At 74.3% G+C, this 15,511-nt stretch carries 15 protein-coding genes; all 15 read right to left on the reverse strand.

The features are described from left to right. Positions 1-30 precede the first annotated feature (30 nt). The 15 genes from larA to ASF47_RS14195 all read right to left on the reverse strand — a co-directional run bounded on the left by larA (position 31) and on the right by ASF47_RS14195 (position 15,500). A complete protein-coding gene (gene larA, locus ASF47_RS14125) occupies positions 31-1,455 on the reverse strand; it encodes a nickel-dependent lactate racemase (RefSeq protein ID WP_082500306.1) in 1,425 nt (474 codons plus the stop codon). Positions 1,456-1,793: 338 nt separating this feature from the next. Then, positions 1,794-3,173: a ribosome biogenesis GTPase Der gene (gene der, locus ASF47_RS14130; RefSeq protein WP_056864512.1), complete on the reverse strand. Its 1,380-nt coding sequence runs from the start codon at positions 3,171-3,173 to the stop codon at positions 1,794-1,796. Then, complete coding sequence (locus tag ASF47_RS14135; RefSeq protein ID WP_235557603.1) at positions 3,170-4,033, reverse strand: lysophospholipid acyltransferase family protein; 864 nt, start codon at positions 4,031-4,033, stop codon at positions 3,170-3,172. The genes der and ASF47_RS14135 overlap by 4 nt, the downstream gene beginning before the upstream one ends. Continuing rightward, complete coding sequence (cmk, locus tag ASF47_RS14140) at positions 4,030-4,779, reverse strand: (d)CMP kinase (protein WP_308196113.1); 750 nt, start codon at positions 4,777-4,779, stop codon at positions 4,030-4,032. Before cmk ends, ASF47_RS14135 begins: the two co-directional genes overlap by 4 nt. 89 nt (positions 4,780-4,868) lie before the next feature. Further along, the gene (locus tag ASF47_RS14145; protein WP_056864513.1) at positions 4,869-5,969 is read right to left on the reverse strand and encodes a prephenate dehydrogenase; all 1,101 of its coding nucleotides are present in this window, start codon (positions 5,967-5,969) and stop codon (positions 4,869-4,871) included. Continuing rightward, positions 5,962-6,357, reverse strand: coding sequence for a chorismate mutase (aroH, locus tag ASF47_RS14150; RefSeq protein WP_056864514.1), 396 nt, complete (start codon positions 6,355-6,357; stop codon positions 5,962-5,964). The genes ASF47_RS14145 and aroH overlap by 8 nt, the downstream gene beginning before the upstream one ends. Before the next feature lie 171 nt (positions 6,358-6,528). Then, positions 6,529-7,284, reverse strand: a complete 756-nt coding sequence (locus ASF47_RS14155; protein ID WP_056864712.1) for a pseudouridine synthase — start codon at positions 7,282-7,284, stop codon at positions 6,529-6,531. 65 nt (positions 7,285-7,349) lie between these two features. Further along, on the reverse strand, positions 7,350-8,030 hold the full coding sequence (scpB, locus tag ASF47_RS14160; RefSeq protein ID WP_082500308.1) for an SMC-Scp complex subunit ScpB: 681 nt from the start codon (positions 8,028-8,030) through the stop codon (positions 7,350-7,352). Beyond that, positions 8,027-8,953 carry a segregation and condensation protein A gene (locus tag ASF47_RS14165; protein ID WP_056864714.1) on the reverse strand — a complete coding sequence of 309 codons (927 nt, stop codon included), beginning with the start codon at positions 8,951-8,953 and terminating at the stop codon, positions 8,027-8,029. The genes scpB and ASF47_RS14165 overlap by 4 nt, the downstream gene beginning before the upstream one ends. Before the next feature lie 50 nt (positions 8,954-9,003). Further along, positions 9,004-9,441 carry a hypothetical protein gene (locus ASF47_RS14170; RefSeq protein WP_056864515.1) on the reverse strand — a complete coding sequence of 146 codons (438 nt, stop codon included), beginning with the start codon at positions 9,439-9,441 and terminating at the stop codon, positions 9,004-9,006. Next, entirely contained in the window at positions 9,426-10,400 is a 975-nt protein-coding gene (locus ASF47_RS14175; protein WP_156697927.1) for a ParA family protein, read from the reverse strand. The genes ASF47_RS14170 and ASF47_RS14175 overlap by 16 nt, the downstream gene beginning before the upstream one ends. Before the next feature lie 314 nt (positions 10,401-10,714). Continuing rightward, positions 10,715-11,023: a GNAT family N-acetyltransferase gene (locus ASF47_RS14180; protein WP_056864516.1), complete on the reverse strand. Its 309-nt coding sequence runs from the start codon at positions 11,021-11,023 to the stop codon at positions 10,715-10,717. A gap of 26 nt (positions 11,024-11,049) precedes the next feature. Then, positions 11,050-11,625: a dihydrofolate reductase family protein gene (locus tag ASF47_RS14185; protein ID WP_056864517.1), complete on the reverse strand. Its 576-nt coding sequence runs from the start codon at positions 11,623-11,625 to the stop codon at positions 11,050-11,052. A 273-nt stretch (positions 11,626-11,898) separates the two neighbouring features. After that, positions 11,899-14,541 carry a DEAD/DEAH box helicase gene (locus ASF47_RS14190; RefSeq protein ID WP_056864518.1) on the reverse strand — a complete coding sequence of 881 codons (2,643 nt, stop codon included), beginning with the start codon at positions 14,539-14,541 and terminating at the stop codon, positions 11,899-11,901. Then, the gene (locus ASF47_RS14195; protein WP_228943251.1) at positions 14,538-15,500 is read right to left on the reverse strand and encodes a site-specific tyrosine recombinase XerD; all 963 of its coding nucleotides are present in this window, start codon (positions 15,498-15,500) and stop codon (positions 14,538-14,540) included. Before ASF47_RS14195 ends, ASF47_RS14190 begins: the two co-directional genes overlap by 4 nt. Positions 15,501-15,511 lie beyond the last annotated feature (11 nt).

Raw genomic sequence — 15,511 nt, forward strand, 5'->3', positions numbered from 1 at the left:
TCACACCCCCATGATCGAACACGTGTTCGATCAGGTCAAGCCGGTCGTCCCCTGGGCGGGCGGTCCTGCGGCGGTCCCCCGGCGCATCCCCGGCCGGTCGACGGGTCGGCCGGCGTCGACGTAGGCGATCGTCTGCGGCCCCTCGGGCAGCACGCAGACCCGCGCCCCCGGCCCGACCCGCTCCAGCTCCTCGCGCACCGCCGCGGCGACGTCCTCGACCAGGAAGAGGTGGGCCGTGCGCAGCTCCTCGTCGCTGAGGTGGGTGGTGTGCACCCCGACCCTGGCCCGGGCCAGCACCCGCGCGAGCACCTGCACCTGCCACTGGTCGGGCACGGTCTCGCTGCGCCGCGAGATGGCCTCCAGCAGCGCCTCCGGGCTGTCCTCGGAGGCGAGGACCTCGCGGAAGGTCCCGTGGTCGGGGAAGCCGTCGCGGCACTCCGCGACGCAGACGATGAGCCCGCCGGGCCGCACCACCGTGGCAGCGGCCGTCATGCCCTTCACCGCCTGGTAGAGGTTCTGGTCCAGCGGGAAGCCGGAGTTGCTGGTCACCACGACGTCGAAGAGGTCGGGCACCGCCTGCATCGACAGCTCCCGCACGACCTCGCGCGCCTCGGCGTGCATGGCCAGCAGCTCGCCCCCGAAGGCGCGGACGACCTGCTGCTCGCGGTTGAGCACCACGTCGAGGGCGAAGTCGACCCCGGTGGCCGCGGCGATGGCGCGCACGTCGTCGTGCACGGGGTTGCCCTCGCAGACCGCCCAGGTCGCCTGCTCGCTGCCGATCCGGGCGGCGTCGTGGAGTGTCAGCACGGTCTCCAGGCCGGCCAGCCCCGGGGCGACCAGCTTGGGTCCACCGCTGAAGCCGGCGAAGAAGTGGGGCTCGACGAAGCCCGTGGTGACCTTGACGTCGGCGTCGACCCAGTGGCGGTTGAGCCAGACCGGCACCCCGTCGCCGTGCACCCCCATCCAGCGCAGCACGTCGGGGTCGCGGCTGTCGTGGTTGACGACGCGCACGGTGTCGACCAGGTCGTCGCCGAGCATGGCCCGCAGCTCGGCGTCGGTGTTGGCGCGGTGGGTGCCGGTGGCCACGAGCAGCACGAGGTCCTCACGGGTCACGATCCCCTCGAGCTCGGCGAGGATCGCGCGCACCATGAGCTCGCGCGGCTGCGGACGGGTGGCGTCGCAGAGCGAGATCGCCACGGTCTGCCCGGGACCCACCAGCTCGCGCAGCGGCGGCCCGGCCACGGGGTGCGCCAGGGCCTCGCGCAGGGCGGCCGGCACGTCGGGCGCGGGCTCGCTGTGGGTCGGCGCGACCACCGTCGTGCCGTCGGCGGGGAGCTCCACGTCGAGTCCGGTGGTGCCGTAGGCGACCCGGACCGTGGTCGTCCCGGTGCGGACCGCCGGATCGCTCGTCGAGTCGAACGTCGAGTCGCTCGTCGGATCGGCAGGGTGCGGCACGAGATCTCCTCCGGGGGGTGGCGGCCGCGCCCGTGCGGCCGAGGTCCGATCCTTGGCGGCCGACCGCGTCGAGTCAAACGTCGGGCGTCAGGTCGAACGTCGGGTCGAGCGTCGCGTCGGCCCACAGGTCGCGAGGGGGAGTCGCACGCCGGGTCGGCCGCCGCACGGGCGCGGAGCCGCCCGGCACCGGGGTCGCTCCGCCGCACCGGCCCGAGCCCCTCCGGCACAGGCCGGTGGCGTGCTAGGGGGAGGGTCACGGTCGTGCCCCTCCCCCTAGTACCGAGGCACCTCGCCCCGAGGCCGGGGCCCAGGAGCACTCGGGTCCGAGCCCTGCCGTCTCAGCGCTTGCGCTTCTCCCGCGGTCGCTGCTCCAGCACGATCGGGGTGCCGACGAAGCCGAACTCCTCGCGCAGGCGGCGCTCGATGAAGCGCTCGTAGCCCGCGTCGAGCTTGCCCGAGGTGAAGAGCACGAAGGTCGGCGGCGCGGTGGTGGCCTGGGTGCCGAAGAGGACCTTGGGCTGCTTGCCCGAGCGCACGGGGTGCGGGTGCTCGGCGACGAGTCGCCCGAGGAACGAGTTGAGCGCACCTGTGCCGATGCGGGTCTCCCAGCCCTCGACGGCCTTCTCCAGTGCCGGCACGAGGCGGTCCACGTGCCAGCCGGTGCGGGCGGTGATGTTGATCCGTGGCGCCCACTGCACCTGCACGAGCTCGCGCTCGATCTCGCGCTCGAGGTAGTAGCGGCGCTCCTCGTCGACGAGGTCCCACTTGTTGAAGGCGATGACGAGGGCACGTCCGGCCTCGCGCACGGTCTGGATGATCCGCACGTCCTGCTCGCTGATGGACTGCCCGCCGTCGACGACCAGCACCGCCACCTCGGCGCGGTCGATCGCGGTGGTCGTGCGCAGCGAGGCGTAGTACTCGTGGCCCGAGGCCTCCTTGACCCGCTTGCGGATGCCCGCGGTGTCGATGAAGCGCCAGGTCCTTCCGCCCAGCTCGATGAGCTCGTCGACGGGGTCGACGGTCGTGCCCGCGACGTTGTCGACGACGACGCGCTCGGAGCCGGCCAGTCGGTTCAGCAGGGAGGACTTGCCGACGTTGGGCTTGCCGACGATCGCGATGCGACGCGGGCCGCCCGGGGCGGCGTCACGCTCGGGCGGGGGCTCCGGCAGGGCGGCCAGCACCGCGTCGAGCATGTCGCCCGAGCCACGGCCGTGCAGCGCGGAGACCGGCCACGGCTCGCCGAGGCCGAGGTTCCAGAGACCGAAGGCCTCCGCCTCGGTGCGCTGGTCGTCCACCTTGTTGGCGGCCAGCACGACGGGCTTCTCCGAGCGGCGCAGGATCTTCACCACCGCCTCGTCGGCGTCGGTGATGCCGACCGTGGCGTCGACGACGAAGAGCACGGCGTCGGCCAGCGACACCGCGATCTCGGCCTGTCCGGCGATCCGCTCGGCCAGGCCGCGGGCGTCGGGGTCCCAGCCGCCGGTGTCGACGACGGTGAAGGCGCGACCGTTCCAGTGCGCGTCGTAGGAGACGCGGTCGCGGGTCACGCCGGGCACGTCCTCGACGACGGCCTCGCGCCGGCCGATGATGCGGTTGACGAGGGTCGACTTGCCGACGTTGGGGCGGCCGACGACGGCGAGCACGGGCACCGGTCCGTCACCCGTCAGGCCGGCGTCCTCGAAGGGGTCGCCGGCGTGCTCGCTCGGGCTGTCGCTCATGGTGCTCCTTGATCGGTGACCCCGGTGGCGGGGTCGGGTTCCAGGTCTCCGGGTGGCAGCGGACCGGGGAGGTCCCGCCCGGTCGACGCGCGTGATGCGGCGAGGTGCGCCAGCATGTGCTCTCGCAACAACACCGACGTGGCGGCCACGTGTTCCTTGGTGCGCGGCCACGGCTGCGGCGGCACCGTGAACGGCGCGCCGAACACGATGTCGACCATGGTCCCACGTGGCGGGAGCTCCCCGCTCCACCCACCGGGCTCGCGGGTGCCGAGGAGGGTGACGGGCACCACGGCGGCGCCGGTCGCCAGGGCGAGGTAGGCCGCTCCGCGGTGGAAGCGCTCCAGGTCACCGGCACCGCGGCGCCCCTCGGGGAAGATGCCGACGGCCCCGTCGTCGCGCAGCACCCGCAGGCAGGTCTTCACCGCCGCGGGGTCGGCGTGGAAGCGGTCGAGCGGCACCTGACCCGACCACAGCAGGAAGGTGCCCAGCCGCCCTCCGAACATCTCCGCCTTGGTCAGTGCGTGCACCGGGCGGGGCGCGAAGATGGCCAGCAGCGGGCCGTCCATGACCCCGACGTGGTTGGCGGCGAAGAGCACCGGGCCGGTCGGGGGCGTGTGCTCCGCACCCTGCACCCGCACGCGGTAGCGGCGGCGCACCAGCCACGACGAGATCGGCCGCAGCCCGTGGAGCATGGCCCGGTGCGGGAAGGGGGTCGCGTCGGTGCGCGGGAGCTCGCGGTGCGCCGTACGCCGGTCGCCGCGGTCGCGTCGGGCGAGGGACCGCGGGGTGCGCGCTCCCCGTGGGCCGCTCGCGACGTGGGTGTCCCGCTCGTCCTGGGTGTCGCGGTGGGGCGGCGTCACGCGCGCGTCCCCACCGCCCGGACCAGCCCGACGACCTGGGCGACGACCTCGTCGAGGGTGAAGGGGGTGGTGTCGATGTGCACCGCGCCCTCGGCCATGGTCAGCGGGGCGGTGGCGCGGCTGGAGTCGATCCGGTCCCGGTCGAGCAGCACGGCCTGGGTGGCGGCCAGGTCGCTGCCGCCCTCCTCGGCGGCGCGACGGGCGGCACGCGCAGCGGGGTCGGCGGTGAGGTAGAGCTTCACCGGCGCGTCGGGGGCGACCACGGAGCCGATGTCACGGCCCTCGACGACGATGCCGGTGCCGCGGACGGCCTCGGCGATGACCTCGCGCTGCATGGTCAGCAGCCGCGCGCGCACCGCGGGCACGGTGCTGACCGGCGAGACCGAGCCGGTGACCGCGTCGGTGCGGATGGCGGCGGCGACGTCGGTGCCGTCGACGTGGATGGTGGGGGCCTCCGGGTCGGTGCCGGAGACGATCCGGGGCTCCTCGCAGCGCTCCGCGACGGCCGCGGCGTCGTGGACGTCGACACCCTGCTCGAGCATCCACCAGGTCATCGCGCGGAACATCGCGCCCGTGTCGAGGTAGGCCAGCCCGAGCCGGGCGGCCACGGCCCGGCAGGTGCTGGACTTGCCCGACCCCGAGGTGCCGTCCACCGCCACCACCGTGCCCTGTCGGGAGGCCGGGCCGTCGGCCTGACCGGGAGCCGGGGCGGGGTCGGACGCAGAGCTGGTGGCGGGGGTGGTCACGGTGCCGCAGCCTATCGGTGGGCGTCACCCCCGGCTGAATCCGTCGTCGCGACCCTCCGGCGCTCCGCAGCCCGCCCCCCGTCACCGCCTCAGCGGTGCGTCGTCCAGCCCCGCTCCTCCAGCGACCCGAGCAGGTGCTCGGCCCGGGTGCGGTCGACCACCAGCTCGACGAGGCCGACGGGGCGACCCGGGTCGTGGTCGATGCGGATGTCCTCGATGTTGACCTCGCTGGCCACGGCGTCGGCGAAGAGGCGGGCGAGCTCGCCGGGGTGGTCGGGCACGGCCACGAAGACCGAGCGGGTCGGGGTGGCCGGGCCACCGTGCTTGCCGGGGATGCTGCGGGTGCCGGCGACGCCGCGGTCGAGCAGCAGCTCGAGACCGGCCCGGTCGCCGGCGCTGACCGCGGCGATCATCGTCTCGAGGTCGTCGCGGACCTCGGTGAGGAGCGCGGCGACGGCCTCGGCGTTGCCCGAGACGATCTGGCCGTAGAGCCGTGGGTCGCCGGCGGCCACGCGGGTGACGTCGCGGACGCCCTGGCCCGACAGGGTCAGGTGGTTCTCCGGGGCCTCGGCCAGGCGGGCGGCCACCAGGGCGGAGAGCAGGTGGGGCACGTGGGAGGTGCGGGCCACGGCCCGGTCGTGCTCGGCCGGGGTGAGCCAGACCGGCACTCCCCCGCACAGCCGCACGAGGTCCTCCACGAGCTCGACGGCCTCGACGTCGGCGGCGGCGTGCGGGGTGATCGCCCAGGGTCGGCCGTCGAAGAGGGCGGCCGTGGCGGCCAGCGGGCCGGAGCGCTCGCTGCCGGCCATCGGGTGGCTGCCGACGTAGCGGTGGGCCCCCGCGCTGTCGGCGACGTCGGCGAGCGGGCCCGACTTGATGCTGCCCACGTCGGTGACGACGGCCTCGCCGTCGGCCAGGGCGGCGGCGATGACCCGCCCGAGGTGGTCGGGCGGCACCGCGACGACCACCAGCTGCGGGCGGTCGTCGGGGCGTCGGGGCCGGCCGGCGCCGAGCCCGGAGGCGGTGCGGACGTTCTCCGACGAGACGTCGGTGAGGAGCACCTCGATCCCGGCGCGGGCGCAGGCCAGGCCGATCGAGGCCCCCACGAGACCGGCGCCGACGACCTCGACCGGTCCGACCAGGCGCGGGACCCGGTCGGCGACGGCCGGAGGCTCCGGGGCCTCAGGCATCGGGGTCGGCGTCGGGCACCGAGCGCACCCGGGTCAGGTCGCTGCGCAGCGCGGCGGCCCCGTGGAGGTAGACGTGGGTGATGTCGGCGCGCGGCAGATCGGTCTCGACGTGGGCCATCATCCGCACGACGCGGGGCATCGACCGCTCGATCTCGAGCTCGCGGGCGCAGATCAGCGGCACGTCGCCGAAGCCGAGCTGGCGCGCGGCGTAGGCCGGGAACTCCGAGACCAGGTCACTGGTGGCGGTGAAGATGACGGAGATGAAGTCGTCGACCTCCAGGCCGTTGGAGGTCATCGCGTCGGTGACCATCTCCGCGACGCGGTCGAGCATGTGGTCGCGGGTGTCCTCGTCGAGCTGGGTGGCCCCCCGGATGGCTCGCACTTCCACGTCTGCTCCTCGTCTCGTCGGTTCTCGTCGGTTCTCGTCGGTTCTCACTGTGTCGCGCCGTGTCTCGCAGGTGCGCCGGTCCTCGTCGCCGGTCCTGGTCGCCGCGCCTCGGCCCTGCCGCTCGGCCGGCCTCAGGCTAGCGAGCGCCGGGCGCCGGGCCGGTGCCCGGCCTCAGAGCTGGGACGCGTCGAGCAGCACCCCGAGCTCGTCGGTGGTGAGGTCGCGCAGCTCCCCCGGGGCCAGTCGGCCCAGCTCGACCGGCCCGATGGCGGTGCGGGTCAGCCGGGTCACGGGGTGGCCGACGTGGTCGAGCAGGCGCCGCACGATGCGGTTGCGGCCCTCGTGGATGACCAGCTCGACGATGCTGCGTCCCGGGGAGTTGCGCCCGTGCCCGCCGCTGACCACGCGGGCCCGCGAGACGGTGACCGGACCGTCGTCGAGCTCAACGCCGGCGAGCAGCTGCTTGATCGTGCGCTGGTAGACCTCGCCCTCGACCTCGGCGACGTAGGTCTTGTCGACCTCGTAGGACGGGTGGGCCATCCGCTGGGCGAAGTCGCCGTCGTTGGTGAGCATGAGCAGGCCCGAGGTGTCGGTGTCGAGGCGCCCGACGTGGAAGAGCCGCTCGGGACGGTCGGCCACGACGTCGGAGAGCGTGCGCCGCCCCTCGGGGTCCGACATCGTCGAGACGACGCCGCGCGGCTTGTTCAGCACCAGGTAGACGTGGGGGCTGATCGGTGGCAGCCGTTTGCCGTCGACGCGGATGACCGCGGTGCGCGGGTCGACCTTCGTCCCGAGCCGGGTCACCACCTCGCCGTCGACGACCACGTGGCCCTCGAGCATCAGCTCCTCGCACTTGCGCCGCGAGGCGACGCCCGACTGGGCCAGCAGCTTCTGCAGCCGGATCTGGCCGTCGTCGTCGGTCTGCACCTGCGGGCCGCTGCCCTGCCGGTCGCCGGTCTGGTCGCCGGTCTGGTCGCCGGTCTGGTCGCTGGTCACGTGGGCTCCGTTCCACCGTCGGGCTCGGTGCCCGGTCCGGTCCGTGGCGCGGCCGTTGCGGCCACGCCCTCGAGGTCGTCCTCGAGGTCGTCCATGTCAGGGAGGTAGGGCGCGAGCTCGGGCAGCTCGTCGAGCGAGGTGACCCCGATGCGCTCCAGGAAGTAGGAGGTGGTGCGGTAGAGGTGGGCGCCGGTCTCGGCGTCGTTGCCGGCCTCCTCGACCAGACCGCGCGCGAGCAGGGTGCGCATCACCCCGTCGACGTTGACGCCGCGCACCGCCGAGACGCGGGCCCGTGAGACGGGCTGCTTGTAGGCCACGACCGCGAGCGTCTCGAGCGCGGCCTGGGTCAGCCGCGCCGACTGCCCCTCGAGCACGAAGGCCTCCACCACCGCGGCGTGCTCCTCGCGGGTGTAGTAGCGCCAGCCACCGGCCACGTGGCGCAGCTCGAAGCCGCGGCCCTGCTCGGCGTACTCCTCGGCCAGCAGCTGCAGCGCCGCCACGACGTCGGCCACGGGGTGGCCCACGGCCGTGGCCAGCGAGACGGCGTCGAGGGGCTGGTCGGCCACCATCAGCACGGCCTCCAGCGAGGGCCGCAGCGCCGCGACGGGTACGCCGTCACCCTGCGGTCCCGTCGAGGTCGCCTCCGCACCTGCGGGGCCGGTGTCCTGCTCGCTCACGGGTGCTCCTGCGTCGTCGCGGGGTCGGGCTGGGGGGCGGGCTGGGGATCGGGCTCTGGATCGGCACCGGGCTCGGGCGGAGCGCCGTCGAACTCGTCGGTGACCAGGTCCTCGACGTCGGTGTCCTCGTCGCCGGTCCAGCGCACGCTCAGCTCCCCGAGCGGGTCGATCTGGTCGAAGGACACCACGCCCTCGCGGAAGAGCTCGAGCAGCGACAGGAAGCGTGCCACGGTGGTGAGGGTGTCGGGGGCGTCGCCGCACAGGGCGCGGAAGGTGAGCGTGCCGGCGCGGCGCAGCCGCTCGGCGACCACGGCCGCCTGCTCGCGCACCGACACGGTGGTGGCGTGGATGTGCTGGAGCGAGACCTCCGGCAGCGGCTTGGGCTCCAGGGCGCGCGCCGCCAGCGCGGCGAACTGCTCGAGGCCGATCCCGATCAGCACCTCGGGGAGCAGCGTGGCGAAGCGCTCCTCCAGCCCGACCGCGCGGGGGTGGCGCAGCGACTCCCCGGCCAGGCGACGCTCGAGCACCCCGGCGACCTGCTTGAACGCCTTGTACTGCAGCAGCCGGGCGAAGAGCAGGTCGCGGGCCTCGAGCAGCGCCAGGTCCTCCTCGTCCTCGACGTCTCCCTGGGGCAGCAGCCGGGCCGCCTTGAGGTCGAGCAGGGTGGAGGCCACCAGGAGGAACGACGTGGTCCGCTCGAGGTCGCCCACCGCGTCGCGAGGACCGCCGCCGGGCACGGGACGGTCGCGCAGGGCCTTGACGTGGGCGATGAACTCGTCGGTCACCTGCGAGAGGCTGACCTCGGTCACGTCCAGCTTGTGCTTGGAGATCAGGCTCAGCAGCAGGTCGAAGGGTCCCTCGAAGTTGACCAGCCTGACCTCGAAGGCGTCCGAGCCGGCAGGGCCGGCCCCCTCGCCGGCCACGTCACCAGCCCTGTCACCAGCCACGTCACCGGCCACGGTCCCGACCGTGGTCACTCCCGGGTCAGCCGCCGCACGAGCGCGCTGTCCTCGCCGTCGGCCTCGAAGTCGGCCAGCACCATCGCGACCGCCTCCCGCACGAGCCGGCCGCGGTCCACGGCCAGCCCGTGGCCGCTGCGCAGCGCGAGGCGCGCGTGCTCGATGGCCAGCAACTCCTCGGAGGTGATGTAGACCGTCATCTTCTCGTCGTGGCGCACCCGGCCGCTCGGCTTGGCCGCCCCGCGCCGCGCGCGTGGGGCCGCGGCGGGATCAGCGGGATCGGCGGGCTCGCCGGCGGATCCGGCGCCCCGGTCGTCGCCGGGGGCGCCGGGCGCCCCGTCGGGTGCTTCCGGGGAGGCGGGCGAAGCGTGGTCGCCGGTCTGCGGCGGGGTCGGGTCGGCCGTCGGGCGGAAGAGGTCGTCGGCCGAGGGGAGGCTCACCCGGCGAGCCACCGGGCCAGCACCTCCTTGGCCAGCGTGCGGTAGGAGTCGGCGCCCGCGGAGGCCGAGGCGTAGGACGTGATGGGCTCGCCGGCGACGGTGGCGTCGGAGAACTTCACGGTGCGCCGGATCACGGTGTGGAAGACGGTGTCGCCCCAGGCCTGCACCAGTCGCTCCATGACCTCGCGGCTGTGCAGGGTGCGCCCGTCGAACATGGTGCCGAGCACGCCGTCGATCTCCAGGCGCGGGTTGAGCCGCTCGCGCACCTTGTCGATGGTGGTCTTGAGCAGCGCCACGCCGCGCAGCGCGAAGTACTCGCACTCCAGCGGCACGATGACCCCGTCGGAGGCGGTCAGCGCGTTGACGGTGAGCAGCCCCAGCGAGGGCTGGCAGTCGATGATGATGACGTCGTAGCGCTCCAGCGCGGGCGCGAGCACCCGCTGCAGGGTCTGCTCGCGCGCGACCTCCTGCACCAGCTGCACCTCGGCGGCGGAGAGGTCGATGTTGGAGGGCAGCAGGTCCATGCCGGGCACCCCGGAGGGCACGACGACGTCCTCGAGGGTGACGTCGCGCTCCATCAGCAGGTTGTAGACCGTCATGTCCATCTCGTGGGGATTGAGCCCCAGCCCGACCGACAGCGAGCCCTGCGGGTCGAAGTCGACGAGCAGCACCTTGCGACCGAACTCCGCCAGCGACGCACCGAGGTTGATCGTCGTGGTGGTCTTGCCCACGCCGCCCTTCTGGTTGCACATCGACACCACGCGCGCGCGCCCGTGCTCGGCCACGGGGCCGGGCTCGGGGATCAGCGGCATCGGGCGGCCGGTGGGGCCGAGGTCGCCGACGGCGGTCGCCTTCGCGGAGACCGCCGGGGTGGCCGGCCGCGCCGAGGGCGGGCGCTCGAACGGGAGGGGCTCGGTCAACTGCTGCTCTTCTCCGAGGGTGGGGGTCGGCGTGCGGAACCGGGGCGGCATCTCGTGGGCGCTGCTGCCCCCGGGTCCGGGGACCATTCCACCATCGCTCATCGGGCGCTCCTCGCTCGGGATCCCCACGTCGGCGCCACCGGGGCGCCGCACCGGGATCCTGCCTCCGTGTCGACACGACGACATGTCGGTCGACGTCCGCGCGAGCCTAGGTCCGCCCACCCCCGGCGACAACCCGGTGGCCGTCCTCCCCAGCCCGGTGCCCCGATCTGTGCACGGATTGTGGAGGAGGTCCCGGGGTTCTGCACAGGCACCTCCCCACCTGGGGACGAACCTGTGGAGGAGCCGGTGCGGTCCGAGCGGCCTCAGACCACCAGGTCGGCGTAGTCGGGGTGCTTGCCGATCCAGCCGGCGATGAAGGGGCACTGCGGCTCCACGCGGCGCTCCCCCGCCGCGCGCACCTCGTCCAGCGCCGCGCGGGCCAGCGCCGAGCCGACGCCGCGGCCCTCGAAGCCGTCGCGCACGACCGTGTGGGTGAAGACCACCCGGGCCGGGTCGTCGCCGAGCTCGTAGACCGCGACACCGGCCAGCTCGGGCCCGTCGTACGCCGCCCAGCGCGACTCGCCCGGCTCGTGCCTGACCGTGACCCCCGACGTCCGCGCCTGCTCGCTCATGGCCCCAGCCTAGGCCGCGACCGGGCTCACGCCCCCGAGGCGCGAGCGGTGTAGACCGACAGCACGACCCCGCCCGCGAGGGTGCTGCTGGAGACGTGCGTGAACCGGCGCAGACCCGCTCCGCGGACCACGGGCACGCCCTCGCCGAGGAGCACCGGGTGCACCTTGAGGTGGATCTCGTCGATCTCCTCGACGAGCTGCCCGGCGAGGTCGCCGCCCCCGCACAGCCAGATGTCGCCCCCCGGCGCGGCCTTGAGCTCCCTGACGCGGGCCGCGAGGTCGCCCTCCCACCGGTGCTGGGTCGGGTCCTCGGGCAGGTCGGCGTGGGTCGCGACGTACTGCGTGAGGTGCGGGTAGGCGCTGGTCAGCCCGGCCGCGAGCGCCGGACGGTGGGTGGCCGCGCCCATGACGACGGTGTCGAAGCGCACCGGCGGGCCGCTGATGCCGAAGACCTCGCGCAGGTGGGCGGGGCAGGTGTCGGGGTAGGCCGCGAGCGCGGCGGCGGCCGACTCCAGGTCCTCCTCGAGCACGGAGGTGTCGCCGCCGGGTCCGGCGATGAAGCCGTCGAGGGAGGTGGCGACCAGGTAGACCAGCGAGCGCACGGGCGGCTCCTCGGTGTGTGTGTGGGCGGGGGCGCCCAGGCTCACAGCCCCCGCCACCCCACCGCAACCGCATTCACGAGCCGGTGGTCGAGCAGCGAGCCCACTCCCGGTGCTCGAGCAGCGAGCCCACCCCCGGTGGTTGAGGAGCGAGCGCCAGCGAGCGTCTCGAAACCACCCACCACCCCGGTGCTCGACCAGCGGGCCCACGCGCGGTGGTCGAGGAGCGGGAGCCGGCGAGCGTCTCGGAACCACCACCCGCCCGGCGGCCCGGCCTCAGCCCCCCAGCCGCCGGAAGGCGGTGGTGGCCAGCACCAGCTCGCCGATCTCGTCGGAGGCGTCGAGGTCGGCGGTGGCCTCCACGACCCAGTCGTGGTGCCCCTCGGGGTCGTGCACGGTCTGGCGCACCAGCAGCAGCCGCGCAGTGCCCTCGTCCCCGTCGCCGTCGACCCCGGCGGGCACGCCGACCGTCTCCTCCACCTGCAGCAGCGCGGGCCCGCGCGCGTCGGGCCCCAGCTCGACCCGGTCGTGCTCGGCGTAGTAGTCCTCGATCGCGGCGTCCCACACCGAGCGGGTGACGACGACCGCGCGCGGCGGGTCGGTGCGGTCGGCCGAGGCCCGCTCGAGGGCCATCAGGCCGTCGAGGTCGTCGCGCGCCACGAGCTCCACCCGGCGCCACATCGCGTTGCGCACCATGACGGCGAAGGCCCGGCCCTGCTTGGAGATCGGGCGTGGCGAGGCGGGCGGGCCGGAGCCGGCGAGCTCCGCCGCGCGCCGGGCGACGGCCTCGGGGTCGGTCATCGCCTCCCACTCGTCGAGCAGCGAGGAGTCGGTCTGGCGGATCGTCTCGCCCAGCCACTCGGCGAGGTCGTCGAGCTCGGGGGTGCGGTGGCGCTCGGGCACGGTCACGCGCAGCGTGCGGTAGGCGTCGGTGAGGTAGCGCAGCACCAGGCCCTCGGAGCGGGCGAGCTGGTAGCGGCCGACGAAGTCGGTGAAGCCCATCCCCTGCTCGTACATCTCGCGCACGATGGACTTCGGCGCCAGCGCGTCCTCGGAGAGCCACGGGTGGCTCTGCCGATAGATCTCGTACGTCGTGCCCAACAGCTCCGCGAGGGGCTGGGGCCACGTGATCTCGTCGAGCAGCGCCATCCGCTCGTCGTACTCCACGCCGTCGGCCTTCAGCTCGGCGACGGCCTCGCCGCGCGCGGCCCACTGCTGGGCGAGCAGGATCTGCCGGGGCGCCTCGAGCACGGCCTCGACGACCGAGACGAGGTCGAGGGTGTGGTCGTCGGCCTCGGGGTCGAGCACCTCGAAGGCGGCCAGCGCGAAGTGCGCCAGCGGCTGGTTGAGGGCGAAGTCGTCGGGCAGGTCGACGGTGAGCACGTAGCGCCGGCCGAGCTCGTCGGGCTCCTCGAGCCGGGTCACGGTGCCCGACTGCACCAGGCTGCGGGTCAGCCGCAGCGCGCGGCGCGCCAGGCGCACGCGGTTGCGGCGGTCCTCGTGGTTGTCGGTGAGCAGCCGCCGCAGCACCGCGAAGGCGTCCTCGTCACGGGCCAGGACGTTGATGATCATCGAGTTGTCGACCCGCATGCGCGAGACCAGCTGCTCGGGGGTGCCCTCGACGAGCTTGTCGAAGGTCTGCTCGGTCCACACCACCGAGCCCTCGGGGGGCTTGCGCAGCTGGGCCTTGCTCTTGCGCTTGGCCTGCTTCTCCGCGCTCATCGCGGCGTTCTTGGCCTCGGCCTTGCGCTTGGCCTTCTCGTTCTCGATGGTGTGCTCGGGGGCCTGCACGACCACGTAGCCGCGGGTGTCGTAGCCGGCGCGGCCGGCCCTCCCGGCGATCTGGAGGAACTCGCGGCTGCGCAGCACCCGCTGCCGGTTGCCGTCGAACTTCGCGAGCCCGGTGAAGAGCACCGTGCGGATCGGCACGTTGATGCCGACGCCGAGGGTGTCGGTGCCGCAGATGACCGAGAGCAGACCGGCCTGGGCCAGCTGCTCGACCACGCGTCGGTAGCGGGGCAGCATGCCGGCGTGGTGCACGCCGATGCCGCGGCGCAGCAGCTTGGAGAGCGTCTTGCCGAAGCCGGCGCCGAAGCGGAAGCCCGCGAGCCGCTCGGCCAGCTCGTCTGCCGGCTTGGGCACCCACTTCGCGTTGAGCAGCGCGGTGGCCTGCTCGACCGCGGCGGCCTGGGTGAAGTGCACGACGTAGACGGGGGCCTGGCCGGTGGTGACCAGCTCCTCGAGCTGCTCGAGCAGCGGGGTGAGCGACCAGGTGAAGTCCAGCGGCACGGGCCGCTCGGCGTCGTCGACCACGGCGGTCTCGCGCCCGGTGCGCCGGGTGAGGTCGGCGGCGAGGTCCGTGACGTCGCCGAGGGTCGCCGACATCAGCAGGAACTGCACGTCGGTCAGCTCGATCAGCGGCACCTGCCAGGCCCAGCCGCGGTCGGGCTCGGCGTAGAAGTGGAACTCGTCCATCACGACCAGGCCGACGTCGGCGCCCGCCCCCTCCCGCAGCGCGAGGTTGGCCAGCACCTCGGCGGTGCAGCAGATGATCGGGGCGTCGGCGTTGACCGAGGCGTCGCCGGTGAGCATGCCGACGTTGTCGGCCCCGAAGACCTGGCAGAGCGCGAAGAACTTCTCGCTCACCAGCGCCTTGATGGGCGCCGTGTAGAAGGACACCTCGTCGCGGGCCAGCGCCGCGGCGTGGGCGGCCACCGCCACGAGCGACTTGCCCGACCCGGTGGGGGTGGCCAGCACGACGTTGCTGCCCCCCAGCAGCTCGATGACGGCCTCGTCCTGGTGGGGGTAGAGCGAGACCCCGGTGCCCGCGGCCCAGGCCACGACGGCGTCGTAGACCTCGTCGTCGCCGGCGCCCACGCGCGGAGGCCAGGCGGTGGCCGCGCCGTCGGGGGCGCTCATCCGCGCGCTCGCGGGTGGGAGGTGGCGAAGACCTCGCGCAGGTTGTCCACCGTCACCAGCGTGTAGACCTGGGTGGTGGTCACGGAGGCGTGGCCCAGGAGCTCCTGGACGACGCGGACGTCGGCGCCGCCGTCGAGCAGGTGGGTGGCGAAGGAGTGGCGCAGCGTGTGCGGGGAGACGTCGCGGGTCACACCGGCCCGGTCGGCGGCCTTGGCCAGCACGGCCCAGGCCGACTGCCGCGAGAGCCGGCCCCCGCGGGCGTTGAGGAAGAGCGCTCCGGCCTGGCCCGGGCCCGTCGCGGCCGCGACCAGCTCCGGGCGACCGCGCACGAGGTAGGCCTCCACCGCCTCCAGGGCGTAGGAGCCGACCGGCACGATCCGCTCCTTGCCGCCCTTGCCGCGCAGCAGCACCGTGCCCGGCACGGCGGCCAGCCCGGGCTCGGCGGCGCCGCTGCGGTCGAGGTCGTCGACGTCGAGCCCCACGGCCTCCGAGATCCGCGCACCGGTGCCGTAGAGCACCTCCAGCAGCGCCCGGTCGCGCAGCGCGAGCGCGGTGCCGGGGGCGCCCGCGGCCTCCAGGATCGCCTCGACGTCCGACAGGGGCAGCGCCTTGGGCAGCCGCTTGGCCGGGGCCGGTGGCTTCACCCCGGCCGCCGGGTCGGCCCCGGCGAGGCCGTCGGCCACGGCGAAGCGGTGGAAGCCGCGCACGGCCACCACCGTGCGGGCCGCCGACGTCGCGCTCAGGGGCGGGTGCTCGGCGTCGCCCTCGCGCAGCGCGACGAGGAAGTCCGAGACCACCGCCTCGGTCACCTCGTCGAGGCTCGAGACCCCGCGGGCCGCGAGGTGGGCGAGGTAGCGGCGCAGGTCGCGGCGGTAGGACGACAGGGTGTTGGTCGCCAGGCCGCGCTCGACCGAGAGGTGGTCGAGGTAGGTGCGCACGGCGACGCGGGGGCCCGTCACGTCCCCGGTGC

Origin of the sequence: Nocardioides sp. Leaf285 (assembly GCF_001422955.1) — a bacterium.
Taxonomy (GTDB): Bacteria; Actinomycetota; Actinomycetes; order Propionibacteriales; family Nocardioidaceae; genus Nocardioides; species Nocardioides kribbensis.